Origin of the sequence: Acidovorax sp. ACV01 (assembly GCF_014851495.1) — a bacterium.
Taxonomy (GTDB): Bacteria; Pseudomonadota; Gammaproteobacteria; order Burkholderiales; family Burkholderiaceae_C; genus Acidovorax; species Acidovorax radicis.
In genome coordinates, this window is the sequence record NZ_JACUZT010000005.1 from 296,405 (window position 1) to 321,551 (window position 25,147).

The following is a 25,147-nucleotide window of genomic DNA, read 5'->3' on the forward strand; positions in this document are numbered from 1 at the left end:
AGCGCTTATTCAATAAGCGCTAATAGCTATCAAAAAGATAGTGATTCATGTCCCACCAAGTTTCGCCCATGTCCCGTTGGCAGTTCTGGATCGACCGGGGCGGCACCTTCACCGATGTGGTGGGCCGGCGGCCCAACCCGGATGGTTCGTTCAGCCTGGTCACGCACAAGCTGCTGTCCGAGAACCCCGAGCAGTACAAGGACGCCGCTGTGGCGGGCATCCGCCACCTGCTGGGTTTGAAGCCCGGCGAGGCGGTGACGCCCGAGCTGGTCGAGTGCGTGAAGATGGGCACCACCGTGGCCACCAACGCGCTGCTGGAACGCAAGGGCGAGCCCACGCTACTCATCACCACCAAGGGTTTCAAGGATGCGCTGCGCATCGCCTACCAGAACCGCCCGCGTTTGTTTGACCGGCACATCGTGCTGCCCGAGCTGCTGTACGAGCGTGTGATTGAGGCGCAGGAGCGTGTGGGCGCACGGGGCGAGGTGATTGAGCCGCTGGACGAAGCGCACCTGAAAGAACGCCTGTGGGCGGCCTACGACGCGGGCCTGCGCAGCGCGGCCATCGTGTTCATGCACGGTTATCGCTACACCGCACACGAAGAAGCCGCCGCCCGCATTGCGCGCGAAGCGGGCTTTACGCAGGTGAGCGCATCCCACGCCACCAGCCCCATGATGAAGCTGGTGAGCCGGGGCGACACCACGGTGGTGGATGCGTACCTGTCGCCCATCCTGCGCCGCTATGTGGACCAGGTGGCGAGCGAAATGCCAGGCGTGCAACTGTTCTTCATGCAGTCGTCGGGCGGGCTGACTGATGCCCAGGTGTTCCAGGGCAAGGACGCGATCTTGAGCGGCCCCGCAGGCGGCATTGTGGGCATGGCCCGCACCGCCGGTTTGGCAGGCCACGACAAGGTCATCGGCTTCGACATGGGCGGCACCAGCACCGACGTGAGCCACTACGCGGGCGAGTTCGAGCGCGAGTTCGAGACCCAGGTGGCCGGTGTCCGCATGCGCGCCCCGATGATGAGCATCCACACTGTGGCGGCCGGCGGCGGCTCCATCCTGGGCTTTGACGGTGCGCGCTTTCGTGTGGGCCCCGAAAGCGCGGGCGCCAACCCCGGCCCCGCCAGCTACCGCCGGGGCGGCCCGCTGGCCGTGACGGATGCGAACGTGATGGTGGGCAAGATCCAGCCCGCGCATTTTCCACAGGTGTTTGGCCACGGCGCCAACGAGGCGCTGGACGGCGATGCTGTGGTGCAGAAATTTGATGCCCTCGCCACGCAGACTGGGCGCAAGGCCGAAGATGTAGCCCACGGCTTCATTCAGATCGCTGTGCAGCAAATGGCTAATGCCATCAAGAAGATCAGCGTGGCACGTGGCTACGACGTGACGCGCTACACGCTGCAGTGCTTTGGCGGCGCGGGCGGTCAGCATGCTTGTTTGGTGGCCGATGCCCTGGGCATGACACGCGTGTTTGTGCACCCGCTGGCGGGGGTGCTCAGCGCCTACGGTATGGGCCTGGCCGACCAGAACGTGATCCGCGAACAGGCGGTGGAAACCAGGCTCGTGCCAAACGCGCTCGCTGGCATTGAAACCACGCTGGACCAACTCGCCACCACCGCGCGCACCGAGCTGGAGCGCCAGCAGTCGGGCAGTGGCACAGCCGTGGTGCACCGCCGTGTGCACGTCCGTTACGAGGGCAGCGACTCGGCGCTCATCGTGCCGTTGGGTTCGATGGCCGAGATCACCGCCGCGTTCGAGAATGCCTACCGCCAGCGTTTTGCCTTCCTGATGCAGGGCAAGGGCTTGGTGGTGGAGGCTGTGTCGGTCGAGGCCGTGGTGCCCGGCGACGCACCGGTGGAGCCGCGCCACGCACTGCAGCCCGAGCGTGAGGTGCCGCCCCGCAGCACCGTGCGCGTGTACACCGGTGGTGTGGATGGAGTGGCCGCCTGGCACGACGCGGTCCTGGTGGTGCGCGAGGATTTGCGCCCCGGCGACGTGATCCCCGGCCCGGCCATCATTGCCGAGAAGAATGCCACCACCATCGTGGAGCCCGGCTGGGAGGCCGCGCTGACCGACCTGGACCACCTGCTGCTCAACCGCCGCGTGGCGCGCGCCGTGCAGCATGCCGTGGGCACCACGGTGGACCCGGTGCTGCTGGAAGTGTTCAACAACCTGTTCATGAACATTGCCGAGCAGATGGGGCTGCAGCTGCAGAACACGGCCTACTCGGTGAACATCAAGGAGCGGCTCGATTTCAGCTGTGCGTTGTTCGACACCGCAGGCAACCTCATCGCCAACGCACCGCACATGCCGGTGCACCTGGGCTCGATGGGCGAGAGCATCAAGACGGTGATACGTGACAACGCCGGGCGCATGCAGCCGGGCGATGTGTTCGTGCTCAACGACCCCTACCACGGCGGCACGCACCTGCCCGACATCACAGTGATCACGCCGGTCTACCTGGGGGACAACGCCGAGCCCACGTTCTACGTCGGCAGCCGGGGCCACCACGCCGATGTGGGCGGCACCACGCCGGGCTCCATGCCACCGTTCTCCACGCGCATTGAAGAAGAAGGCGTGCAGATCAACAACGTGAAACTGGTCGAGCGCGGTGTGCTGCGCGAGGCGGAGATGATTGCGCTGCTGGAAAGCGGCGAATATCCATCCCGCAACCCGCAACAGAACATGGCCGACCTGCGCGCGCAGATTGCAGCGAATGAGAAGGGCCAGCAGGAGCTGCGCCGCATGGTGGGCGAGTTTGGCCTGGACGTGGTGTTGGCCTATATGCGCCATGTGCAGGACAACGCCGAAGAGTCCGTGCGCCGTGTCATCACGCGCCTGAAGGACGGTGCGTTCACGCTGCCGCTGGACAACGGCGCGCAGATCAGCGTGGCCGTGAAGGTGGATGCCAAGAGCCGCAGCGCCACCATCGACTTCACCGGCACCAGCGCGCAGCAGACGAACAACTTCAACGCGCCCACGGCGGTGTGCATGGCGGCGGTGCTGTATGTGTTCCGCACGCTGGTGGACGACGACATTCCGCTCAACGCCGGGTGCCTCAAGCCGCTCAACGTCATCATCCCGCCGGGCAGCATGCTCAACCCCAACCCCCCAGCCTCGGTGGTGGCGGGCAATGTGGAGACTTCGACCTGCATCACCAATGCGCTGTACGGCGCACTGGGCCTGATGGCGGCGGGGCAGTGCACCATGAACAACTTCACCTTTGGCAGCACGCGCTACCAGTACTACGAGACGATCTCCGGGGGCAGCGGCGCGGGCGGCGTGTGGGATACCAACGGGCAGCTCACTGGCGGCTTTGCAGGCACCAGCGTCGTGCAATGCCACATGACCAACTCGCGCCTGACGGACCCCGAGGTGCTGGAGTTCCGCTTCCCCGTGCGGCTGGAGGGCTACGAGATCCGCAAGGGCTCGGGCGGCGCCGGGCAGTGGAAGGGCGGTGATGGCGGCATCCGCCGTGTGCGCTTTCTGGAGCCGATGACGGCCAGCATCCTGTCGAACGGCCGCCACCATGGCGCGTTTGGCATGGCGGGCGGCCAGCCGGGTGCCGTGGGCATCAACAAGGTGGTGCGCAGCGATGGCCGGGTGGAGCTGCTGGACCATATCGGCCAAGCCGAAATGCTGCCGGGCGACGTGTTTGAAATCCACACGCCGGGCGGCGGCGGATTCGGGTCTTCAGGTCAAAAATAGGGGTGAAAATAGCCGCTAGCGCTTATCCATAAAGTGCTGGCAGCTATTAAATCAGGAGTCTTCGGTTTCGGATGGCGCCTTGGGCTGGCTCAGGCTCGGCGGCACATTCAGCCCCATCTGCCGCGCGCGGAACAGCGCCGCGCGCATCAAGAAGATCGACATGATCGGCACCGTGATCGCCACAAACACGGCGATCAACAGCGCATGCAGCGCCAGGCTGCGGTCGGCCACCGAGAAGTACAGCACCGTGCCGTGCATGATCAGCCAGCAGCCCAGCGTGGCGATGATGGCGGGCGCATGTACACGCTCGAAAAACGTGGGCAGGCGCAGCAAGCCGGTGGAGCCCAGCAGGGCCAGCCCGGCGCCCGCCAGCACCAGCAAGGCCACGATGATTTCAAGCCAAAGCGGCAGCACGGCGGCGGCAGTGGTAGCGGCTTCGGTCATTCGATCACCTCGCCACGCAGCAGAAACTTGGCCATGGCCATGCTGCCCACAAAGCTGAACAGCGCCAGCAGCAGCGCAGCTTCGAAGTAGTTCTTGCTGCCATACAGCAGGCCCAGCACCAGCATCACCAGCATGCCGCTCAGGTACATGCAGTCGAGCGCCAGCACCCGGTCTTGTGCGGATGGGCCCTTGAGCAGGCGGATCAGCGCGCAGCCCATGGCCAGGGCCAGCATGAACAGGGCGATGGGCAAGGCCCAGTCGAGGACAGGGGTCATTCAAAGATCTCCATCAAAGGGGCTTCGTAGCGCTGCTTCACATCAGCAATGACCGTGGCGGGGTCGTCCAGCTCCAGCACATGCAGCAGCAGCAGGCTGCGGTCCAGCGACAGCTCGGCCCAGGCCGTGCCGGGGGTGATGCAGACGATCATCGCCAGCACGGCCAGCGCGTTGGGGTCGCGCACTTCCAGCGGAATGTGCACAAAGCCCGAGGGGTGCCGCCGGCGGCCCGGCGCCAGCAGCAGTCGTGCCACGGCCAGGTTGGAACGTGTGGTGTCGGCCATCACCGTGAGCGCCAGGCGCAGCACGGCGCCGGGTTTGCGGATGCGCACGGGCAGCGGGCGCAGCCCGGCCGTGAGCAGCGGGATGGCCAGCGCCAGTGCTGTGCCCAGCACGATGTGGCCCGCGCTCAGGCTGCGGTTGAGCAGCAGCCACAGTACCAGCAGCGCCAGCGAGAGTACGGGGGCGGGCACCAGGCGTTTGAACGGCCGCTGCACGGGGGTGTTGCGGGGCTTCATGGGGGCGTGGTTCCTTGGGGGGCAGGCGCGTCCGCGTGGGGCGGGTTGGGCACCGGGGTGGTGGTCATCACGGCGCGCACGTAGGTGGACGGCGCATGCAGCGCGTCGGCCGTGGCCTGGGTGTAGCGCATCACGGCGCCCGCCTGCCACACCAGGGCCGCGCTGGCCACCAGCAGCAGTGCGATGGGCAGGCCTTCCAGCACGAGCAGCTTGGGGGATGTGCGGTCGTGCGCCGCCCAGAAGTGGCGGATGCCCGCACGCGTGAGCGCCAGCAGCGCGAGCAGGCCCGACCCCACGAGCAGGGCCACCAGCATCCAGCCCGCAGCGCCCAGGTGGAACCCGGCAGAGGCCCCGAGCCCCAGGGGATTGAGCAATGCGTGGACCATGGCGACCTTGCCCACAAAGCCGGGCAGGGGTGGCAGGCCCGCGATGACCAGCGTGCAGGCCATGAAGGCCAGCCCCAGGAACGCGGCAGCCGCCGGGATCACCTCGCCGATGAGCGCCTCCTCCTGGTCATCGAGGTTCATGCCTTCGGTGGGCACCAGATCGGCCGACAGGAACGGCGCATCGTCCGTCTGCTCGTAGGGGGCGAGGTTCGAGCCATCGTTGCGCCAGCGGTCGATCAGGTCGGCCAGCAGGAAGAGCGCGCTCACGGCCAACGTGGAACTGAGCAGGTAGTACAGCAGCCCGGCCGTGAGCAGGGTCTGCCCAAAGCCGGTGGCCGCCAGCAGCGTGCCCGACGACAGGATGGCCGCGAAGCCCGCCAGATGCCCCAGGCGCTGCGAGCCCAGCATGCCGATGGCACCGAAGGCCATCGTGAGCATGCCGCCGCCAATCAGCCACTGGCTGCCAAACTGGGCCGAGTCTCCGGCCTCGGGGCCAAACAACAGCGTCCACAGCCGCAGCACGCTGTACACCCCCACCTTCGTCATCAGAGCAAACAGTGCGCCCACCGGCGCGGTGGCCGCGCTGTAGGCAGGCACCAGCCAGAAGTTGAGAGGCCACACGGCGGCCTTGATGAGGAAGGCCACGGCCAGCACGGCCGCTGCCGCGTGCAGCAGGCCTCGGTCTGCGGGCGCAACACCGGCGACGCTCTGGGCCAGGTCGGCCATGTTGAGGGTGCCGGTGATGCCATAGAGCATCGACACACCGATCAGGAACAGCGACGAGGCCGCGAGGTTGATGGCGATGTAGTGCAGCCCCGCCGATACACGCGGGCGGCCCGAGCCGTGCAGCAGCAGGCCGTAGGACGCGGCCAGCATGATCTCGAAGAACACGAACAGGTTGAACAGGTCAGCCGTGAGGAACGCGCCCGCCAGCCCCATGAGCTGGAACTGAAACAGCGGGTGAAAGTGCACTCCCGCCCGGTGCCAGCGTGCGGCCGAGAACAGCACGGTGGCCAGTGCCACGGTGCTGGCCAGCACCAGCATCATCGCGGAGAGCCGGTCGATGGCCAGCACAATGCCAAACGGCGCGGGCCAGTTGCCGGGCAGGTACACGCCCAGGCTGCCTGGAAGGCCCGGGTCCTTGGCCTGCACCAGCAGCAGTACTGCGATCACCAAGCCCAGAAAGGTGGAGACGATGTTGAGCGTGACCTTGGTGCGCTGGCGCTCTTCGCGCAGCAGCAGCATCAGTCCGGCCGTGAGCATGGGCAGCGCGATGGGCGCCAGGATCAGGTGCGGCATCAGCCGGTCAAGCAAAAATCCTGTGAATGTCATGTCATTGGTCCAAGGCGCTGCGCACGAAACTGGCACGCACCATGCCAGGGCAGCCTAGCAAGGGCCGCCCCGCAGCGAGGGCTGCTTCTCCCTGCCCGCAGTGCGCAGCACTGCAAGAGCGGGGGGAAGCGGCGGAGCCGCTCAGGGGGGTGTTCTTTTTCATGGCATTTCCTGCACGTCTTTGCCCTTGGTGCCGTCCACATGGTCGGTGCCCGCCATGCCGCGCGATGCCAGCAGCACCACGAGGAAGAGGGCGGTCATGGCGAAACCGATCACGATGGCCGTGAGCGTGAGGGCCTGGGGCATAGGGTCGGCGTAGTGGGCCAGGTCCTGCGGCAGGCCAGGCTGCAGCACAGGTTCCTTGTCGATGGCCAGGCCCAGGCGGCCCATGCTGAAGATGAACAGGTTGACGGCATACGACAGCAGCGACAGGCCCATGATGACCTGGAAGGTGCGTGGCCGCAGCAGCAGCCACACGCCCGAGCCGGTGAGCACGCCGATGGCCAGGGCCAGAATCAGTTCCATGGGCTTTCTCCCTGTGTGGTGGCAGTGTCTGCGGTGGCTTGCGCTTCATCCGAGGCGCGCGCATGGTTGTAGCGGTGGCTGCGCACCGACTGGTGGGCGATGCCAGTGAGGATGAGCATGGTCGAGCCCACCACCAGCGTGAACACGCCGATGTCGAAGAACAGTGCGCTGGCCACATGGACCTCGCCCACCACCGGCAGGTGCCAATGGGCCGTGTGGCTGGTCAGGAACGGGTAGCCCCAGGCCAGTGCGCCCAGCCCGGTGGCCAGCGCGGCCAGCAGGCCCACGCCGATCCAACGGCGCGGGTACAGGGGCAGGTGGGCCTCGACCCACGAGGTGCCCGAGACGATGTACTGCAGCAGCAGCGCCACCGAGAACACCAGCCCCGCCACGAAACCGCCGCCGGGCTCGTTGTGCCCGCGCATGAACAGGTACATGGACACGAGGGTCGCGAACGGCAGCATCAGCCGCACCAGCACAGCAGGCACCATGAGGTAGCCCACGGCGGTGTCGGCGGTCTGGCGCGGGTTGGACAGATCGGTGTCCACGTCGGCGGGCAGGGCGCGTTGCTGGGGCGGCAGGTCCATCACCTCGCGCGCGGGCCGAAAGCGCCGCAGCAGCGCATACACCGTCAGGGCCACGATGCCCAGCACCACGATCTCGCCAAAGGTGTCGAAGCCCCGGAAGTCCACCAGCATCACGTTGACCACGTTGGTGCCGCCGCCTTCGCTGAGGGCGCGCTCCAGGAAGAAGGTGGAGGTGCTGTCCGGGAAAGGGCGGCTCATCATGGCAAACGACAGCAGGGCCATGCCGGCGCCCGTGGTCAGTGCCAGCGCCATGTCGCGGTAGCGGCGCAATTGGGTGCGGCGCTCTTCGGCCAGCGTGGGCTTGCGCAGGGCTTCGTCGCGGCGCGGCAGCCAGCGCAGGCCCAGCAGGATGAGGATGGTGGTGACCACCTCCACCACGATCTGCGTGAGCGCCAGGTCGGGGGCTGAAAACCAGAGGAAGGTCAGGCATACGCACAGCCCCGCACCGCCCAACAGGGTAAGCGCCGCCAGACGGTGGTACTTGGCCTGCCAGGCCGCCGCCATGGCGCACAGCCCGCCCAGCAGCCACAGCAGCGCGAAGGCCGGAGACAGCGGCAGCTGCGTCCGGTCGCCAATGGGCAGGCCCCGTGCCCACAGGGGCAGCACGCAGGCCACAAGCGCGGCACTGACCAGCCACAGCATCTGCCACTGCAGGCGCCCGGTGCCCAGCATGCGGCGGCCATGGCGGCCCCACTGGGTGACGGCCGCCAGGGTGCCTTCGAACAGCCGCTGGCCGCTGATGTGGTGCATGACCGGTGGCGCATCCAGCACGCCTTTTTCGCGCTGCCAGCGCAGCAGGGCATACAGCGCGATGCCCCCGCCCAGGGCCACCAGGCTCATCACGAATGGTGTGTTGAACCCGTGCCAGACCGCCAGGCTGTAGGTGGGCAGCTCGCCCCCCACCACCGGCCGCGCGGCTGCGGCCAGGTAGGCGCCGACGGACCAGGCAGGCAGCGTGCCCACCACGAGGCAGGCCAGCACCAGCAGCTCGACCGGCACCCGCATCCAGTGCGGCGGCTCGTGGGGCGGGCGCGGCAGGTCGGTGGCGGGCGGGCCCCAGAACACATCGACCGTGAAGCGCAGCGAATACGCCACGCTGAACATGCCCGCCACGGTGGCGGCCACGGGCAGCAGCCATTCCAGCATCGGCGTGGTGTTCACGTACACCGTTTCGGCAAAGAACATTTCCTTGGACAGGAAGCCGTTGAGCAGCGGCACGCCTGCCATCGCAGCACTGGCCACCATGGCCAGGGTGGCTGTGATGGGCATCATCTTGCGCAGCCCGGAGAGCCGCCGTATGTCCCGCGTGCCACTTTCATGGTCCACGATGCCCACGGCCATGAACAGCGAGGCCTTGAAGGTGGCGTGGTTCATGATGTGGAACACGGCGGCCACGGCGGCCAGCGGGCTGTTCAGGCCCAGCAGCAAGGTGATGAGGCCCAGGTGAGAAATGGTGGAATACGCCAGCAGGCCTTTGAGGTCGTTCTGGAACATCGCCGCATAGCCACCCACCAGCAAGGTGCACAGGCCCGCGCCACCCACCAGCCAGAACCACTCCTCGGTGCCCGCCAGCGCAGGCCACAGGCGCGCCATCAGAAACACGCCCGCCTTGACCATGGTGGCCGAGTGCAGGTACGCCGACACGGGCGTGGGCGCGGCCATGGCATGGGGCAGCCAGAAGTGAAAAGGGAACTGCGCGCTTTTGGTCAGCGCGCCCAGCAGGATCAGCACCAGCGCGGTCAGGTACAGCGGGTGCGCCTTGATCAGCGCGCCTGCGGCCAGCACGTGATCGAGGTCGTAGCTGCCGACGATGTGGCCCAGCACCAGCATGCCAGCCAGCATGCACAGGCCGCCCGTGCCTGTCACCGTCAGCGCCATGCGCGCGCCGCGCCGGGCATCCTTGCGGTGGTGCCAGTAGCCGATCAGCAAGAAGGAAAACAGGCTGGTCAGTTCCCAGAAGAACGCAATCTGGAGGATGTTGCCCGACAGCACCACGCCCACCATGGCCCCCATGAACGCCAGAAAGAACGCAAAAAAGCGCGGCACCGGGTCGGCCGCCGACATGTAATAGCGCGCATACAGCACCACCAGGCTGCCCACGCCCAGCACCAGCATGCTGAACATCCATGCAAAGCCATCCATGCGGATGACGAGGTTCAGGCCCAGGGCGGGGAGCCACGCCAACTCCTGTCGCAGCACGCCGCCATCGGCAATCTCGGGAAAGTAGAGCGCCACCTGCACGGTGCAGAACAAGGCGATCAGGCCTGCCAGCGTGGACTCGGTGTTGCGGGCATTGGCGGGCAGTACCGCTGCCAGCAGGCTGCCGATGAAGGGGAGGAGGATGAGGGTGATCAGGGGCATGCGCGAACAATTTTAGGGGCACCCCCCAAAGTCCCTGCCCAGGCCTTGCCGTTGCGCAACCCATGGCCCAAAAAAACAAGCCCGCCGAGGCGGGCTTGTAGCTTGCGGTGCGTGCTTAGTTTTTGCTAGCGCTGGCGGCGGAAGTGGACTCTGGCGGCGGGGTCACCGGGGCCGCCGCATCTTTTCCTGGGCCCTCTTGGGCCTTGCGGTCAGCGCCCTGTGCCGGGGCCTGTTTCTTGTGGCCGCGCTGGCTCTTCGCTTCGGCCTTGGCGGCCGCCGCTGCGCTGTACTTTTTGCCACCCACGGTGAGGCCTTCCTTGGAGAAGTTCACCGCGCTTTTGTGGCCCACACCACCCACGCGGCCGACGAAGTCGTTCCAGTCCTTGAAAGGTGCACTTCTGCGTTCTTCCAGGATGCGGCCCGACAGGCCTGGCCCGATGCCCTTAATGCCGTCGAGCTCCGCCTCGGTGGCCGTGTTCACGTCCACGGCGGCGAAAGATGTCACGGCAAACAGCATGGCGACGAGGGCGAGCAGTTTTTTCAGCATGGTGATTGGTTTACTGGTGTTCGTGGCGGGGTGCGACCGAAGGATTTCAGACATGACTTACGCAAAACAGGCCTCAGGCACGCGGATTGCCCCAGGGCAAGGCGGCTCTGTTGCATCCCGGTTTGCGCAAGTCTTATCAGAGTTCTTCGACACGACGGGCGGGGTAGCTGTCCCAGGTCTGGCAGCCGGGGCACTGCCAGAAATGCTGGCGTGCCTCGAAGCCGCAGGCCGCACAGCGGTAGCGTGTGAGCGGCTTGACAGCATGTTCCAGCGCACGCTGGACCTGGGGATGAAATTCTTCGTGCTCCAGCTTCTCGGTGGCCAACCATTTGGCGGCGGCGACCAGCGAGCGTTCCTTGTCCAGGTGCTGCACGTAGCGCTGCCGGGCGGACCCACGGGTGGCCTCGTTGGCGGTCTCCATGGCCACGATGCTCTCCAGCACATCCAGCGAAGGGGCTTGCGCATAGTGGGCCTGCAGCAATGCCTGCACTTCAGGCGTGCGCCCCGTGGCGGTGGCCGCCTCGACCATCAACGGAGCGGCCAGAGGCAGGGCGGCCGGATTGCGCTCGCCCAGCGTTTTCAGGGTGGCCAACACGGCGGCGGGCTGGCCCATGAGGCGCTGCAGCCGCGCCAGCTCGATGCGTGCACGGGCGGCTTCAGGGGCGGCTGCCACGGCCTGCTCCAGCAGGGCCTGGGCGCCGGGAAGGTCGCCCTGTGCACTCAGAGCCAGGGCCTGCTCGCACAGGTAGTGGGCCTGGCGGGTGCTGAAGTCGCCCTGATCGGCGTCGTGCATCTTGCGGGCGATGGCGGCGGCATGGGGCCAATCGCGTGAACGCTCATAAATGGCCAGCAGCGCCAGGCGGGCCTGGGCCTCGAAGGGGGTGCCTTCCAGGCGGTGCAAGGCTTCTTCCGCCCGGTCGAGCAGGCCGGCCTTGAGGAAATCGAGCGCCAGCGCGTGCTGGGCACGTTCGCGGTCGATCCGGCTCAGGTCGCCGCGCGATAGCAGGTGCTCGTGCACGCGCACGGCACGGTCGTATTCACCCCGGCGGCGGAACAGATTGCCCAGTGCAAAGTGCAGTTCGGAGGTGTCGGGGTCGTTCTGCACGGCCTCGATGAAGGCGTCAATTGCCTGGTCTTGTTGCTCGTTGAGCAGGAAGTTCAGGCCTTTGAAGTACGCCTTGGGTGCGCGGCGGTTTTCGGCGCGCAGCTGGCGCAGGTCAAAACGCGAAGCCAGCCAGCCCAGCACAAAGGCCACGGGCAGACCCAGCAGGATCCAGGTCAGGTCAAATTCCATGGGCGGAAGGCAGGTCTGGCGGTGGTGGCGGTGCAGGGGGGGTTGTCGTGGCTGCGGCGGGGGAGGCAACGGGCGTGGGCACGGCCACTGCTGCATGGGCGCGGCGCGCTGCGGCGCGGTGCCTCCACCAGCGCGGCACCATGCCCAGCACACCCACGGCGAGCCCGGCCGAGAAGGCCGTCAGCACCACCAGCACCAACGGCGCGCGCCATTGCGTGCCAAAGAAGAAGTGCACGGTGGCGTCCTGCTGGTTGTTCAGCGCGAAGGCAAACAGTGTAAAAAAAATGGCTGCCTTGAGCAGCCACAGGAGGTATTTCATCGGTCTCCCCAGTGGTGGGGCGATTCTAAGAGCTTGGGCCTGGGGGGCTACACGGCCCTTGCAGGATAAGAATGCAGATCAAATGTGCCTCTGGCGCTTATCCATAAAGCGCTGGAAGCTATCATTTTTGAATGGACGTGCTGCCGGCTGCCCCGGAGTTTTCTTCCATTTCGGCAGTGCGCTTGTCCACGGCCTCGCGCAGGGCCTTGCCTGGCTTGAAATGGGGCACACGTTTTTCGGGAATGGCCACGGCCTCGCCGCTGCGCGGATTGCGGCCCATGCGGGGGGGGCGGTGGTTCACCGAGAAGCTGCCAAAACCCCGGATCTCGATGCGGTGCCCGCGCACGAGGGCTTCGCCCACGGCGTCCAGGATGGTCTTGACGGCGTATTCGGCATCGCGGTGTGTCAGCTGGCCAAAACGTGCGGCCAGTTCTTCAACGAGGTCTGAGCGGGTCATGGAGTCTTGGGGCATAGGCGGACTGCGGGTGGGCAGGTCTTTGCTGAAAAAAGAGCGGGCGCCGAGGCGCCCGCTGTCTGACCGTTTAACGGGTCAGCGCTTTACTTTTCCGAGTTGTCCAGCTTGGCGCGCAGCAGGGCGCCCAGGCTGGTCGTGCCGGCGCTTTCGCGGCTGGACTGTTGGCTCAGGTTGGCCATGGCGCCTTGTTCGTCAGCCATGTCCTTTTGCTTGATCGACAGCTGGATGTTGCGGGTCTTGCGATCCACATTGACCACCACAGCGGTGACTTCGTCGCCTTCCTTGAGCACGTTGCGGGCATCTTCCACGCGGTCGCGGGAGATTTCCGAAGCGCGCAGGTAGCCCACGATGTCTTCGCCGAGGTCGATTTCAGCGCCACGGGCGTCCACGGTCTTGACCTTGCCGGTCACCGTCTGGCCCTTGTCGTTCACGGTCACGAACGTGGTGAATGGGTCGCCGTCGAGCTGCTTGATACCCAGCGAGATGCGTTCTCGGTCCACGTCCACGGCCAGCACGATGGCTTCCACTTCCTGGCCCTTCTTGTAGTTACGAACCGCGGCTTCGCCGGCTTCGTTCCACGACAGGTCGGACAAGTGCACCAGGCCGTCGATGCCGGCAGCCAGGCCCACGAACACGCCGAAGTCGGTGATCGACTTGATAGGACCCTTGACGCGGTCGCCGCGCTTGGTGTCCTGTGCGAATTCTTGCCATGGGTTGGCCTTGCACTGCTTCATGCCCAGGCTGATGCGGCGCTTGTCTTCGTCGATTTCCAGAACCATGACTTCGACTTCGTCACCCAGCGAAACCAGCTTGGCGGGAGCGATGTTCTTGTTGGTCCAGTCCATTTCGGAGACGTGCACCAGGCCTTCGATGCCGGGTTCGAGTTCCACAAATGCGCCGTAGTCGGCGATGTTCGTGATCTTGCCGAACAGGCGGGTCGATTGTGGGTAGCGGCGGTTCACGCCCATCCATGGGTCGTCGCCCATTTGCTTCAGACCCAGCGAGACACGGTTCTTTTCGGTGTCGAACTTCAGGATCTTGGCCGTGATTTCCTGACCAGCCGTCACCACTTCGGAAGGGTGACGCACGCGACGCCATGCCATGTCGGTGATGTGCAGCAGGCCGTCGATACCGCCCAGGTCCACGAACGCACCGTATTCGGTGATGTTCTTGACCACGCCTTGAACGATGGAGCCTTCCTTGAGGGTTTCCATCAGCTTGGCGCGCTCTTCGCCCATGGAGGCTTCCACCACAGCGCGGCGGCTCAGCACCACGTTGTTGCGCTTGCGGTCCAGCTTGATGACCTTGAATTCCATGGTCTTGTTTTCGTACGGCGTCAGATCCTTGATCGGACGGGTATCGATCAGCGAGCCGGGCAGGAATGCGCGGATGCCGTTGACCAGGACGGTCAGGCCGCCCTTGACCTTGCCGCTGGTCGTGCCAGTGACGAATTCGCCGGATTCGAGGGCCTTTTCCAGGCTCATCCAGGAAGCCAGGCGCTTGGCCGTGTCGCGCGACAGGATGGTGTCGCCGTAGCCGTTTTCGATGGAGCCAATGGCCACCGACACGAAGTCACCCACTTGGACTTCGACTTCGCCCTTGTCGTTCTTGAACTCTTCCAGCGGCACGTAGGCTTCGGACTTGAGGCCAGCGTTCACGACCACGAAGTTGTGCTCGACGCGCACGACTTCAGCGGTGATGACTTCGCCTGGGCGCATTTCCGTGCGCGTCAAAGATTCTTCAAAAAGGGCGGCAAAAGATTCGGACATGTGTTTCCTTGCCACAAACAGGATTCCAGTAGCACTATTGCTACCGTTTTTATAGCTGCTTGCGGTGGTTTTTTGCGGTAGAACCGCGGGTTAGGTTATCGATCCACACAACCTGTGCGCTGGCGCGCGAGAGGGGTTGCGTGGGCCTGTTGCAGGGCCTTTCAGCCTTGCTTGCGGAGCCCCGTTTTTGACGGAAGGCCCCACACGTTTCAACCTTGCGCAGACCCTGCGAAAGGTTGGCGCTCCTGCCACCAAGCCAGCACCTGCTCGACGGCTTCATCAATCGTCAAGGTGGAGTTGTCCAGGACCAGAGCGTCCTGCGCGGGCTTGAGAGGAGCGACGCTGCGGGTACTGTCCCGGGCGTCGCGCGCTTCCAGATCTGCGCGAAGGTCTTCGATACTAGCCGAAAAACCCTTTGAAATCAACTGTTTATAACGCCGCTCGGCGCGGCACGCCGCGCTGGCCGTCAAATACACCTTGAGAGGGGCCTCTGGAAAGATCACCGTGCCCATGTCGCGGCCGTCGGCCACCAGCCCGGGCAAGCGCCGGAAGCTGTGTTGCAGGTCTACCAGGGCCTCGCGCACAGCGGGCAGGGCGGAGACGCGGGACGCGTTCATGCCGGCCTCCTCAGTACGAATGGCTTCCGTCACATCGTCGCTGCCCAGCCACACCCGGCCGTTTTCGAAGCGCACGGGCAGCGTCTGGGCCATGGCCGCAATGCGGGCTTCGTGGGCCGCATCGATGGCCAGGCCGGCGCGCAGGGCGGCCAACGCGGTGATACGGTACATCGCGCCCGAATCCAGAAACCGGTAGCCCAGGCGCTGTGCGACAGCCGCAGCCACCGTTCCCTTGCCGGAGGCGGTAGGGCCATCGATGCAGATCACTGGGATATGGTCCGTGGCGGTCTGCGCGACCGAGAACAGGGCTTCAAAGTAGTCAGGGAAGGTCTTGGCCACGCATTTGGGATCTTCGATGCGCACGGGCAGGCCTGCCGGGTTGAAGGCTGCTAGCGAGAAACACATGGCCACGCGGTGGTCGTCGTAGGTGTGAATGCTGGCGGGTTTCCAGTCGGCCCTTTGCGCGGGCGGGGTCACGCGGATGAAATCCGCGCCCTCTTCGACCTTGGCGCCGAGCTTGCGCAGCTCGTTGGCCATGGCGGCGATGCGGTCGGTCTCCTTCACACGCCAGCTGGCGATGTTGCGCAAGGTGGTGGTGCCCTCGGCATACAGCGCCATCACGGCCAGGGTCATGGCGGCATCGGGGATGTGGTTGCAGTCCAGGTCGATGGCCTTGAGCGGCCAGCCCTGGCCAGGCTCGCCACGCTGGATGTGCAGCCAGTTGGGGCCGCCGGTAATCACGGCGCCCATGGCACGGGCCGCTTCGACAAAGCGGATGTCACCCTGGATCGACTCCAGGCCCACGCCCTGAATTTTGATGCCTTTTTGGCCGCTGGCGCTTGATGTGATTGCGCCAAGCGCTATGAAATAGCTAGCGGACGAGGCGTCAGCCTCGACATGGATGGCGCCCGGCGACTGGTAGCGGCTGCCCGCTGCAATCGTGAACCGCTGCCAGTTCTGGTGCTCGACCACGATGCCAAAGCGTGCGAGCAACTGGAGTGTGATCGCGATGTAGGGCTTGGAAATCAGCTCTCCCACCACATCGATCACGATGTTCTGGGAGCCAGCTGCCAGGGGCAGTGCCATGAGCAGGGCGGTGAGGAACTGGCTTGACACATCGCCGCGCACGCGGATGGGGGTGGCGAGCGCCAAGGCGGGCACACCGTTGGCGTGGGCGATGCGCAGCGGCGGGTAGCCGTCGTTGCCCAGGTAGTAGATCTGGCAGCCGAGCTGGCGCAGCGCGTCCACCAGGTCGCCGATAGGGCGTTCGTGCATGCGCGGGACGCCAGACAGCTCGAATTCGCCCCCCAGCAAGGCCAGCGCGGCCGTGAGGGGGCGCATGGCAGTGCCGGCGTTGCCCATGAAGAGCTGGGCCGGCGATTGGGGTGCGCGGCCGCCCAGGCCTGTGATGTGCACGGTGCTGCCCGCTTCATCCACCGTGCAGCCGATCTGGCGCAGCGCATCAAGCATCACGCGGGTGTCGTCGGACGCCAGCAGGTCGTGCACTGTGGTGGTGCCGTTGCTCAGCGCGGCCAGCAGCAGCACACGGTTGGAGATGCTCTTGGAGCCGGGCAGGTGGACTTCGCCTCCGGCAGCGTCAAGCGCAGGAAGGTCGAGGAAGGCGGTGCTGAACATGGGGGCTAGGGAGCAGGTGGTGCGCGCTGGCGCAGCAGTGGGTGGGCGGGTCAGCGCTGTTTGGAGGTTCTTTGGGCCCCCATGCGCCAGTGGGCACGGGTCTCGCTGGCCAGGGTCAGCATGTCTTCCAGTGCCTGGGCATCGCCCTTTTGCATGGCCTGCTCCAGGGTGTGCAGCGCCTGCTGGAACAGCTTGGACTGGGCGATCAGCTCTTCGCGGTTGGACAGCAGGATGTCGCGCCACACCTTGGGGTCACTGGCGGCGATGCGCGTGAAGTCGCGAAACCCCGGGCCCGCCAGCGACAGGAAGTCGTCACCGTGTGCCTGGCCCGTGATGCTGTTCATCATGGCAAAGGCCAGCACATGGGGCAGGTGGCTGACGGCCGCGAAAGCTGCATCGTGCGACTCGGGCGACATGCTGGAGACGCGGCTGCCCAGCGCTGTCCAGATCTCCTGGGCTTTTTGCAGCTGTGCGGTGAAGGTGCGCTCGGTGGGGGTCAGGATGACCTGGCGCCCGCTGTAGAGATCGGCCTCGGCATGTTCCACGCCCGAAACTTCGCGTCCTGTGATGGGGTGTGCGGGCACAAAGGAGCCCACCTGGTCGCGCAGGGCGCGGCGCGCGGCCTGCACCACGTCGGCCTTCGTGGAGCCCACGTCCATGATCAGCATCTGGGGGGTGACCAGGTGCTTGATGGCCTTGAGCGTGGCTTCGGTGGCGGCCACGGGCACGGCCACCAGCACGATGTCTGCACCGGCCACGGCCAGCAAGGCGGAGGGGGCCTCGACATCGATCACACCCATCTGGCGGGCGCGGTCGGTGGTGGAAGGCGACTTGCTGTAGCCCACCACGCGCTTGACGAGGCCGGCCTTCTTCATGGCCAGCGCAAACGAGCCGCCCATGAGCCCGCAGCCGATCAATCCCAATTGTTCAAACATGGCGGCGGCTCCTTACGAGGACACGGGGTAGGTTCCCAGGACCTTGTAGAACGCGCACAGGCTGCGCAATTCTTCCAGGGCCCGTGCCACGTGGGGCTGGGCGGGGTGGCCGTCGAGGTCGATGTAGAAGTAGTACTCCCACTGGCCCGTGCGTGCGGGGCGCGATTCAAAACGCGTCATCGACACGCCATGTGTTTTGAGGGGCACGAGCAGGTCATGCACGGCGCCGGGCTGGTTGGGCACCGAGACGACCAGGCTGGTGCAGTCCTTGCCCGAGGGCGGCGGCGTCTGCAGCGTGTGGGGCAGGCAGATGATGGCAAAACGCGTGCGGTTGTACGCGTCGTCCTGGATGGCGTGGGCGACGATATGCAGGCCAAATTGTGTGGCAGCACGTTCGCTCGACAGCCCGGCCCAGGCCGGGTTGGTGGTGGCCAGCCGGGCACCCTCGGCGTTGCTCGATACGGGGCGGCGCTCGGCATGCGGCAGGTGCTTGGTCAACCACGCCTGGCATTGGGCCAGCGCTTGCGGGTGGGCCAGCACCACCTCGATGCCATCGAGTGAGTTGCTGGTGCGCAGCAGGTTGTGGCGCACCAGCAGGCTGACTTCACCCACCACATGGGTGGGGGTGTGCAGGAACAGGTCGAGCGAGCGGGTCACCACGCCTTCGGTGGAATTCTCTACCCCCACCACGCCGTACTGGGCGCTGCCAGCCGCGGTGGCGTGGAACACCTCGTCGAAGTTGGCGCAGTACATCAGGTCGGCCGCGCCGCCAAAGAATTCGATGGCGGCCTGCTCGCAGAAAGTGCCTTCGGGGCCGAGCACGGCCACGCGCTGGGGCGATTCGAGCGCCAGGCAGGCGGACATGATTTCGCGCCAGATGGCGGCCACGTGGGGCCCCTTGAGCGGGCCGGGGTTGGCCGTCTGGATCTTCTCGATCACCTGCGCCACGCGGTCAGGGCGAAAGAATGGCGTGCCTTCGCGCTTTTTCACTTCGCCTACCTGCTCGGCCACCAGCGCCCGCTGGTTCAGCAGCGTCAATAGTTGCTGGTCGATGGAGTCGATCTGCACGCGCAGGCTGGCGAGGTCGGGTGAGGCTTGCGGAGTGTTCATGAATGGGGAAATGTCTTCTTGCTGCGGGGCTGTTTTTTGACCGGTGTGTCGCCAGCGTTCACGCCTTCTCAGGCGTGTTTTTGCTCAAATTCTCGCATGTAGTCCACCAGCGTCTGCACACCCGCCAGCGGCATGGCGTTGTAGATGCTGGCACGCATGCCACCCACGGACTTGTGGCCCTTGAGTTGCAACAGGCCGCGTTCCTTGGCGCCGGCCAGGAAGGCGTCATTGCGGCTTTCGTCGCGCAGGAAGAAGGGGACGTTCATGCGCGAGCGGCAGTTGGCCGCCACCTTGTTCACATACAGCTGCGAGCTATCGATGGCGCCGTAGAGAAGCTCGGCCTTGGCCACGTTGCGCTGCTCCATGGCTTCGACGCCGCTCAACGCCCCTTCGGTCTGGCGCTTGAGCCACTGGAAGGTCAGGCCCGCAACGTAGATGCCCCAAGTGGGGGGGGTGTTGTACATCGACTGGTTCTCTGCCACCACGCGGTAGTCAAACGCACTGGGGCAGGCGGGCAGGGCATGGCCCAGCAGGTCTTCACGCACGATCACCAGCGTAAGGCCGGCAGGCCCCAGGTTCTTCTGCGCGCCACCAAAGGCCAGCCCGACACGCGACCAGTCCACGGGCCGCGATGCGACATGGGACGAAAAATCAATGACCAGGGGGGCATCGGTGCCCAGCGCCTTCAGGTCGGGCAGCTGGTGGAACTCGGTGCCATTGATGGTCTCGTTGCTGCAGAGATGCAGGTAGCTAGCGCCCCGGCTGACCGTCCAGGAGGCCGGGTCGGGCAGGGTGGTGAAGCCGGTGTCTTCTGCGGAGGCCACGATGTTCACTTCGGACGCGTATTTGCGAGCTTCCTTCTGCGACTTCTGGCTCCAGCTGCCGGTCACCACAAAATCGACCACGCCAGCGCGCGAGAGATTGAGCGGGACGATGGCGTTCTCGGCCAGGCCACCGCCTTGCATGAACAGGATCTTGAAATGCGAGGGCACGGCCAGAAGTGCACGCAGATCAGCTTCAGCCTGTTCGTAGATGGACAGGAACTCCTTGCCCCGGTGGCTCATTTCCATCACGCCCATGCCGCTGCCATGCCAATCCAGCATCTCGGCGGCTGCCTGCTCCAGGACTTCGGTGGGTATGGCGGCCGGGCCGGCCGAGAAGTTGTACGGGCGTGTCATGTTTTTTGAATCAAAAAGGCTGCTGGCGCTTATTAGGTAAGCGCCAGCAGCTTCAGTTTTAATAGCATACTGGGTGCGGCACCATGGGCGCCGCACCCGCCGGGCTGGCTCAGGCGTCTGGTGTTTCCGGGGTGTCTGCGGCTGGCGGGGCTTCGCCGTCGGAGGTGCCTTCACCATCAGCTTCGGGGTCGGCCACGTTGGCATCGTTTTCAACAATGCGCTGCAGGCCGCTGAGCTTGGAGCCTTCGTCCAGCGCGATCAGCGTCACGCCCTGCGTGGCGCGGCCCAGTTCCCGGATCTCGGAGACCCGGGTGCGCACCAGCACGCCCTTGTCGGTGATCAGCATGATCTCGTCGTCCGCATGCACCAGCGTGGCGGCTACCACCTTGCCATTGCGCTCGCTTTGCTGGATGGCGATCATGCCCTTGGTGCCACGGCCGTGGCGGGTGTATTCGACGATGCTGGTGCGCTTGCCGTAGCCGTTCTCGGTGGCGGTGAGCACGCTTTGCGTTTCATCCTCAGCCACCAGCATGGCGATCACGCTCTGGCCATCTTCCAGCATCATGCCGCGCACGCCGCGGGCCTGGCGACCCAGGGGGCGCACGTCGTTTTCGTCGAAGCGCACAGCCTTGCCGCCGTCGCTGAACAGCATCACGTCGTGCTGGCCATCGGTCAGCGCCGCGCCGATCAGGTAGTCGCCATCGTCCAGGTTGACGGCGATGATGCCGCCCTTGCGCGGGTTGCTGAATTCATCGAGCGCCGTTTTCTTCACGGTGCCCATGCTGGTGCCCATAAAGACATAGCGATCTGCCGGGAAGGTGCGCATGTCGCCCGTGAGCGGCAGCACGACATTGATCTTTTCGCCGTCTTGCAATGGGAACATGTTGACGATGGGGCGGCCCCGCGAGCCGCGCGATCCAGCAGGCACTTCCCAGACCTTGAGCCAGTACAGGCGGCCCCGGTTGGAGAAGCACAGGATGTAGTCGTGCGTATTGGCGATGAAGAGCTGGTCGATCCAGTCGTCTTCCTTGGTCGCCGTGGCCTGTTTGCCGCGCCCGCCGCGCTTTTGGGCGCGGTATTCGGACAAAGGCTGGCTCTTGATATAGCCCGTGTGGCTGAGCGTGACCACCATGTCGGTGGGGGTGATCAGGTCTTCGGTGGAGAGGTCCTGTGCGCTGTATTCGACGATGCTGCGGCGGGCACCCAGCTTGTGCTGGCCGAATTCCGTCTTGATCGAGGTAAGTTCGTCGCCGATGATGACCGATACGCGCTCGGGCTTCGCCAGGATGTCCAGCAGGTCTTCGATGACCGCCATGACTTCCTTGTACTCGGCCACGATCTTGTCCTGCTCCAGGCCAGTCAGGCGCTGCAGGCGCATCTGCAGGATTTCCTGGGCCTGCGTTTCCGACAGGCGGTACAGGCCGTCCTGGCCCATGCCAAGTTCCTTTTCCAGGCCGTCGGGCCGGTAGTCGTCGGCGTTGACCACGCCGCCATCAGCACGCGTGCGGGTGAGCATCTCGCGCACCAGCTTGCTGTCCCACGGGCGGGCCATCAGCTCGGCCTTGGCCACCGGCGGAGTGGGGGCGTTGCGGATGATGGCGATGAAGTCGTCGATGTTGGCCAGCGCCACGGCCAGGCCTTCGAGCACATGGCCGCGGTCGCGCGCCTTGCGCAGCTCGAACACCGTGCGGCGGGTGACAACCTCGCGGCGGTGTTGCAGGAAGACGCTGATCAAATCGCGCAGGTTGCACAGGCGGGGCTGGCCGTCGATCAGCGCCACCATGTTCATGCCGAAGGTGTCCTGCAGCTGCGTCTGCTTGTACAGGTTGTTGAGCACCACTTCGGGCACTTCGCCGCGCTTGAGTTCGATCACCAGGCGCATGCCCGACTTGTCGGACTCATCCTGGATGTGGCTGATGCCTTCGATCTTCTTCTCGTGCACGAGCTCCGCCATGCGCTCCTGCAGCGTCTTCTTGTTGACCTGGTAGGGCAGCTCATCCACGATGATCGCTTGGCGCTGTCCGCGATCAATGTCCTCGAAGTGGCACTTGGCACGCATGATCACGCGCCCGCGCCCTGTGCGGTAGCCGTCCTTCACGCCATTGATGCCGTAGATGATGCCGGCGGTGGGGAAGTCAGGTGCCGGGATGATCTCCATCAATTCGTCGATAGACACATCCGGGTTGCGCAGCATGTGCAGGCAGGCATCCACCACTTCATTGAGGTTGTGTGGCGGGATGTTGGTGGCCATGCCCACGGCAATACCGGCCGATCCATTCACCAGCAGATTGGGGAGTTTGCTGGGCAATACCAGCGGCTCCTTTTCGCTACCGTCATAGTTGGGGCCGAAATCGACCGTTTCCTTGTCGATATCGCCCAGCATTTCATGCGCGATTTTGGCCAGGCGGATTTCGGTATACCGCATTGCAGCAGCGTTATCTCCATCCACTGACCCGAAATTTCCCTGGCCGTCTACCAGCATGTGGCGCAGCGAAAAATCCTGCGCCATTCGCACGATGGTGTCGTAGACAGCAGAATCACCGTGGGGGTGGTATTTACCAATCACGTCGCCCACGATACGGGCCGACTTTTTATAAGGTCGGTTCCAGTCGTTGTTGAGCTCGTGCATCGCAAAAAGTACGCGGCGGTGCACAGGCTTCAAGCCATCGCGCGCGTCGGGCAGGGCCCGGCCCACGATCACGCTCATCGCGTAATCAAGGTAACTGCGCCGCATCTCTTCTTCGAGGCTGATCGGCAGGGTTTCTTTGGCAAACTGGGTCATTGGGGACGGCGGTGGCGGCGAAGGAGAACCATTTTAGAGGTAAGAGCGTGTAGCGACCACGCAACATATCGAAGCAATTCCGGTTTTGTCCTACGGGCCCCAGGTGGGTGCCCCCGCTTTTGCCCTGTTACGTATGGCACAATCGTTTGAACGCTTTGGGTGATGGTCACTCCAAGCGTCCTGATTCGCAGCGCGGCTGCGGCTTTTTCCCCAAGAGGAGAACCATGAAGAAACTGAACAAAGTGGCGATGTTGTTTGCCTCTGCAGCGCTCGCAACCGCCGCTGGCGCACAAACCGTTGACAACTGGAGAGATGCTTCTGGCCAACTGGTCTGGAAGAACGGCACCAACGAATACTGCTGGCGCAATGCCAACTGGACGCCTGCAACGGCTGCCCCAGGTTGCGATGGCGCTATCGCTGCTCCAGCTCCTGCTGCCGCCGCTCCAGCTGCCACCCCAGCTCCTGCTGCCGCTGCTCCAGCCCCAGCTGCTCCAGCACCCGCTGTGGCCACCAAGGTGACCTACGCCGCTGACGCATTCTTCGACTTCGACAAGTCGGTGCTGAAGCCAGAAGGCAAGGCCAAGCTGGATGACCTGGTCTCCAAGGTCAAGGACATCAACCTGGAAGTGATCATTGCCGTGGGTCACACTGACTCCGTGGGCTCCGATGCTTACAACCAGAAGCTGTCGGTGCGTCGTTCCGAAGCCGTGAAGGCTTACTTGGTGTCCAAGGGCATCGAAAAGAATCGCGTTTACACCGAAGGCAAGGGTGAAAAGCAACCCGTCGCCGACAACAAGACTGCCGAAGGCCGTGCGAAGAACCGTCGCGTGGAAATCGAAGTGGTCGGTACCCGCGCTTCCAAGTAATCCTCGGATTGCTTCACAAAAAAGCCCCGGTAACGGGGCTTTTTTGCGTTTGGGGTTTTATCCATTGTCTTGCGTCGTGGAGAATCAGCGACATGAGTGAAACTGTTAATGCAGACCCGGCCGAACTGGCCAAGTTCTCGGAGTTGGCCCATCGCTGGTGGGACCCTGAAAGTGAATTTCGCCCTTTGCACCAGATCAACCCGTTGCGACTTGATTGGATCAATGCGCAGTGCAACTTGTCGGGCAAACGCGTACTGGACGTCGGCTGCGGTGGTGGCATCCTGGCTGATTCCATGGCCCGAAAAGGCGCGGATGTGACCGGTATTGACCTGGCCTCCAAGGCCCTGCGAGTGGCGCAGTTGCATGCGCTGGAGGCCCAAACCACCCACATCCAGTACCGGGAAGTCAGTGTGGAGGCGCTTGCCAAAGAACAGCCAGCCAGTTTTGACGTGGTGACCTGCATGGAAATGCTGGAACACGTGCCTGACCCGGCGTCTGTGGTGCGTGCCTGCGCTGAACTGGTGAAGCCGGGCGGGTGGGTGTTTTTTTCCACCATTCATCGCAACGCCAAGGCTTTTATGTTGGCCATCGTGGGCGCCGAATATGTCTTGAACATGCTACCCCGTGGAACACACGAATACGCCAAAATGATTCGGCCCAGCGAACTGGCGGCCAGTTGTCGCGGTGCGGGCCTTAATGTTCAGAACACCAGGGGCCTGGAGTACAACCCTCTCACGCGGCGTTACTGGCTGAGTGACGACACCAGCGTGAACTACCTATTTGCCACCCGCCGCACTGCCTGACACCGAAAGCTATGTTTCAAAATATTCGCGCGGTGCTGTTTGATCTGGATGGAACGCTGATTGACAGTGCCCCAGATTTAGGTGCTGCTGCTGACAAGATGCGCACGGACCGGGGCTTGCCATCCCTGCCACTGGCGCGGTATCGCCCTATGGCGGGGGCTGGTGCACGCGGCATGTTGGGTGAGGCATTTGGCATGGCGCCCGACCATCCAGAATTTCTAGCCATGCGCGAGGAGTTCTTCGTGAACTACGAGTTGCGCATGACAGAGCGCACCAGCATTTTTGAAGGAGTGCCAGAACTGGTGTCCCAGATCCTGCAGCGCAAGCTTGCTTGGGGTGTGGTCACCAACAAGGCGGCCCGTTTTACCGATCCTCTGACCCGTGCGATCCCATTGTTTGCGACCGCAGGGGCCGTGGTAAGTGGAGACACCACTCCCCATGCAAAACCCCATCCTGCCCCTTTGCTAGAAGCGGCATCCCGTTTGAAAATTGAACCCGGCCAGTGCATCTACGTAGGCGACGATGAGCGCGACATTGTGGCGGGCCTCGCTGCGGGCATGGGGACTGTTGCGGCAACCTACGGATATCTGGGGGCCAAGACGAACCCGATGGAGTGGGGTGCCCACGCGGCAATTAAATCTCCGTCCGAGCTCTTGCAATTGCTGGGGACCGCCTAAAA

Annotated in this window: 20 protein-coding genes; 4 read left to right on the top strand and 16 right to left on the bottom strand. The window is 64.6% G+C overall.

Going from position 1 to position 25,147, the window contains the following annotated elements:
* Positions 1-47 precede the first annotated feature (47 nt).
* Complete coding sequence (locus IB243_RS16470; RefSeq protein ID WP_192428366.1) at positions 48-3,710, top strand: hydantoinase B/oxoprolinase family protein; 3,663 nt, start codon at positions 48-50, stop codon at positions 3,708-3,710.
* A gap of 51 nt (positions 3,711-3,761) precedes the next feature.
* Here IB243_RS16470 and mnhG read toward each other — a convergent pair whose 3' ends face one another.
* The 16 genes from mnhG to gyrA all read right to left on the bottom strand — a co-directional run bounded on the left by mnhG (position 3,762) and on the right by gyrA (position 22,799).
* Entirely contained in the window at positions 3,762-4,154 is a 393-nt protein-coding gene (gene mnhG / locus IB243_RS16475) for a monovalent cation/H(+) antiporter subunit G (protein WP_121420417.1), read from the bottom strand.
* A complete protein-coding gene (locus IB243_RS16480) occupies positions 4,151-4,429 on the bottom strand; it encodes a K+/H+ antiporter subunit F (protein ID WP_010465757.1) in 279 nt (92 codons plus the stop codon). Before IB243_RS16480 ends, mnhG begins: the two co-directional genes overlap by 4 nt.
* Complete coding sequence (locus IB243_RS16485) at positions 4,426-4,947, bottom strand: Na+/H+ antiporter subunit E (protein ID WP_192428367.1); 522 nt, start codon at positions 4,945-4,947, stop codon at positions 4,426-4,428. The genes IB243_RS16480 and IB243_RS16485 overlap by 4 nt, the downstream gene beginning before the upstream one ends.
* The gene (locus tag IB243_RS16490; protein ID WP_225584990.1) at positions 4,944-6,665 is read right to left on the bottom strand and encodes a monovalent cation/H+ antiporter subunit D; all 1,722 of its coding nucleotides are present in this window, start codon (positions 6,663-6,665) and stop codon (positions 4,944-4,946) included. Before IB243_RS16490 ends, IB243_RS16485 begins: the two co-directional genes overlap by 4 nt.
* Positions 6,666-6,824: 159 nt before the next feature.
* Positions 6,825-7,190: a Na+/H+ antiporter subunit C gene (locus IB243_RS16495; RefSeq protein ID WP_063460563.1), complete on the bottom strand. Its 366-nt coding sequence runs from the start codon at positions 7,188-7,190 to the stop codon at positions 6,825-6,827.
* Positions 7,181-10,138, bottom strand: a complete 2,958-nt coding sequence (locus IB243_RS16500) for a monovalent cation/H+ antiporter subunit A (RefSeq protein ID WP_192428368.1) — start codon at positions 10,136-10,138, stop codon at positions 7,181-7,183. Before IB243_RS16500 ends, IB243_RS16495 begins: the two co-directional genes overlap by 10 nt.
* A 115-nt stretch (positions 10,139-10,253) precedes the next feature.
* Positions 10,254-10,685, bottom strand: a complete 432-nt coding sequence (locus tag IB243_RS16505; RefSeq protein ID WP_192428369.1) for a helix-hairpin-helix domain-containing protein — start codon at positions 10,683-10,685, stop codon at positions 10,254-10,256.
* A 136-nt stretch (positions 10,686-10,821) separates the two neighbouring features.
* Entirely contained in the window at positions 10,822-11,979 is a 1,158-nt protein-coding gene (gene lapB, locus IB243_RS16510; RefSeq protein ID WP_192428370.1) for a lipopolysaccharide assembly protein LapB, read from the bottom strand.
* Positions 11,969-12,298, bottom strand: coding sequence for a lipopolysaccharide assembly LapA domain-containing protein (locus IB243_RS16515; protein WP_010465750.1), 330 nt, complete (start codon positions 12,296-12,298; stop codon positions 11,969-11,971). The genes lapB and IB243_RS16515 overlap by 11 nt, the downstream gene beginning before the upstream one ends.
* Before the next feature lie 121 nt (positions 12,299-12,419).
* The gene (locus IB243_RS16520) at positions 12,420-12,770 is read right to left on the bottom strand and encodes an integration host factor subunit beta (protein ID WP_010465749.1); all 351 of its coding nucleotides are present in this window, start codon (positions 12,768-12,770) and stop codon (positions 12,420-12,422) included.
* Between the two features lie 86 nt (positions 12,771-12,856).
* Complete coding sequence (gene rpsA, locus IB243_RS16525; RefSeq protein WP_010465748.1) at positions 12,857-14,542, bottom strand: 30S ribosomal protein S1; 1,686 nt, start codon at positions 14,540-14,542, stop codon at positions 12,857-12,859.
* Positions 14,543-14,751: 209 nt separating this feature from the next.
* Complete coding sequence (locus IB243_RS16530) at positions 14,752-16,794, bottom strand: bifunctional 3-phosphoshikimate 1-carboxyvinyltransferase/cytidylate kinase (protein ID WP_192428371.1); 2,043 nt, start codon at positions 16,792-16,794, stop codon at positions 14,752-14,754.
* A 50-nt stretch (positions 16,795-16,844) separates the two neighbouring features.
* The gene (locus IB243_RS16535) at positions 16,845-17,729 is read right to left on the bottom strand and encodes a prephenate dehydrogenase/arogenate dehydrogenase family protein (RefSeq protein WP_010465746.1); all 885 of its coding nucleotides are present in this window, start codon (positions 17,727-17,729) and stop codon (positions 16,845-16,847) included.
* 12 nt (positions 17,730-17,741) lie between these two features.
* The gene (gene pheA / locus IB243_RS16540) at positions 17,742-18,839 is read right to left on the bottom strand and encodes a prephenate dehydratase (RefSeq protein WP_010465745.1); all 1,098 of its coding nucleotides are present in this window, start codon (positions 18,837-18,839) and stop codon (positions 17,742-17,744) included.
* Between the two features lie 68 nt (positions 18,840-18,907).
* The gene (gene serC / locus IB243_RS16545; RefSeq protein ID WP_010465744.1) at positions 18,908-20,017 is read right to left on the bottom strand and encodes a 3-phosphoserine/phosphohydroxythreonine transaminase; all 1,110 of its coding nucleotides are present in this window, start codon (positions 20,015-20,017) and stop codon (positions 18,908-18,910) included.
* Between the two features lie 109 nt (positions 20,018-20,126).
* Positions 20,127-22,799 carry a DNA gyrase subunit A gene (gene gyrA / locus IB243_RS16550; protein ID WP_010465743.1) on the bottom strand — a complete coding sequence of 891 codons (2,673 nt, stop codon included), beginning with the start codon at positions 22,797-22,799 and terminating at the stop codon, positions 20,127-20,129.
* A 224-nt stretch (positions 22,800-23,023) separates the two neighbouring features.
* Here gyrA and ompA point away from each other — a divergent pair, with 224 nt between their 5' ends.
* The 3 genes from ompA to IB243_RS16565 all read left to right on the top strand — a co-directional run bounded on the left by ompA (position 23,024) and on the right by IB243_RS16565 (position 25,145).
* Positions 23,024-23,665 (top strand): outer membrane protein OmpA, encoded by a 642-nt coding sequence (gene ompA, locus IB243_RS16555; RefSeq protein WP_029414265.1) that lies wholly within the window; start codon positions 23,024-23,026, stop codon positions 23,663-23,665.
* Positions 23,666-23,757: 92 nt separating this feature from the next.
* Positions 23,758-24,468: a bifunctional 2-polyprenyl-6-hydroxyphenol methylase/3-demethylubiquinol 3-O-methyltransferase UbiG gene (ubiG, locus tag IB243_RS16560; protein ID WP_057270636.1), complete on the top strand. Its 711-nt coding sequence runs from the start codon at positions 23,758-23,760 to the stop codon at positions 24,466-24,468.
* Between the two features lie 11 nt (positions 24,469-24,479).
* The gene (locus IB243_RS16565; protein ID WP_192428372.1) at positions 24,480-25,145 is read left to right on the top strand and encodes an HAD family hydrolase; all 666 of its coding nucleotides are present in this window, start codon (positions 24,480-24,482) and stop codon (positions 25,143-25,145) included.
* Positions 25,146-25,147: the final 2 nt, after the last annotated feature.

What these genes read in the sequence shown, in the direction of transcription:
- IB243_RS16470 (WP_192428366.1), top strand. Translation starts at nt 48, where the DNA reads ATGTCCCACCAAGTTTCGCCCATGTCCCGTTGGCAGTTCTGGATCGAC.
- mnhG (WP_121420417.1), bottom strand. Translation starts at nt 4,154, where the DNA reads ATGACCGAAGCCGCTACCACTGCCGCCGCCGTGCTGCCGCTTTGGCTT.
- IB243_RS16480 (WP_010465757.1), bottom strand. Translation starts at nt 4,429, where the DNA reads ATGACCCCTGTCCTCGACTGGGCCTTGCCCATCGCCCTGTTCATGCTG.
- IB243_RS16485 (WP_192428367.1), bottom strand. Translation starts at nt 4,947, where the DNA reads ATGAAGCCCCGCAACACCCCCGTGCAGCGGCCGTTCAAACGCCTGGTG.
- IB243_RS16490 (WP_225584990.1), bottom strand. Translation starts at nt 6,665, where the DNA reads ATGACATTCACAGGATTTTTGCTTGACCGGCTGATGCCGCACCTGATC.
- IB243_RS16495 (WP_063460563.1), bottom strand. Translation starts at nt 7,190, where the DNA reads ATGGAACTGATTCTGGCCCTGGCCATCGGCGTGCTCACCGGCTCGGGC.
- IB243_RS16500 (WP_192428368.1), bottom strand. Translation starts at nt 10,138, where the DNA reads ATGCCCCTGATCACCCTCATCCTCCTCCCCTTCATCGGCAGCCTGCTG.
- IB243_RS16505 (WP_192428369.1), bottom strand. Translation starts at nt 10,685, where the DNA reads ATGCTGAAAAAACTGCTCGCCCTCGTCGCCATGCTGTTTGCCGTGACA.
- lapB (WP_192428370.1), bottom strand. Translation starts at nt 11,979, where the DNA reads ATGGAATTTGACCTGACCTGGATCCTGCTGGGTCTGCCCGTGGCCTTT.
- IB243_RS16515 (WP_010465750.1), bottom strand. Translation starts at nt 12,298, where the DNA reads ATGAAATACCTCCTGTGGCTGCTCAAGGCAGCCATTTTTTTTACACTG.
- IB243_RS16520 (WP_010465749.1), bottom strand. Translation starts at nt 12,770, where the DNA reads ATGCCCCAAGACTCCATGACCCGCTCAGACCTCGTTGAAGAACTGGCC.
- rpsA (WP_010465748.1), bottom strand. Translation starts at nt 14,542, where the DNA reads ATGTCCGAATCTTTTGCCGCCCTTTTTGAAGAATCTTTGACGCGCACG.
- IB243_RS16530 (WP_192428371.1), bottom strand. Translation starts at nt 16,794, where the DNA reads ATGTTCAGCACCGCCTTCCTCGACCTTCCTGCGCTTGACGCTGCCGGA.
- IB243_RS16535 (WP_010465746.1), bottom strand. Translation starts at nt 17,729, where the DNA reads ATGTTTGAACAATTGGGATTGATCGGCTGCGGGCTCATGGGCGGCTCG.
- pheA (WP_010465745.1), bottom strand. Translation starts at nt 18,839, where the DNA reads ATGAACACTCCGCAAGCCTCACCCGACCTCGCCAGCCTGCGCGTGCAG.
- serC (WP_010465744.1), bottom strand. Translation starts at nt 20,017, where the DNA reads ATGACACGCCCGTACAACTTCTCGGCCGGCCCGGCCGCCATACCCACC.
- gyrA (WP_010465743.1), bottom strand. Translation starts at nt 22,799, where the DNA reads ATGACCCAGTTTGCCAAAGAAACCCTGCCGATCAGCCTCGAAGAAGAG.
- ompA (WP_029414265.1), top strand. Translation starts at nt 23,024, where the DNA reads ATGAAGAAACTGAACAAAGTGGCGATGTTGTTTGCCTCTGCAGCGCTC.
- ubiG (WP_057270636.1), top strand. Translation starts at nt 23,758, where the DNA reads ATGAGTGAAACTGTTAATGCAGACCCGGCCGAACTGGCCAAGTTCTCG.
- IB243_RS16565 (WP_192428372.1), top strand. Translation starts at nt 24,480, where the DNA reads ATGTTTCAAAATATTCGCGCGGTGCTGTTTGATCTGGATGGAACGCTG.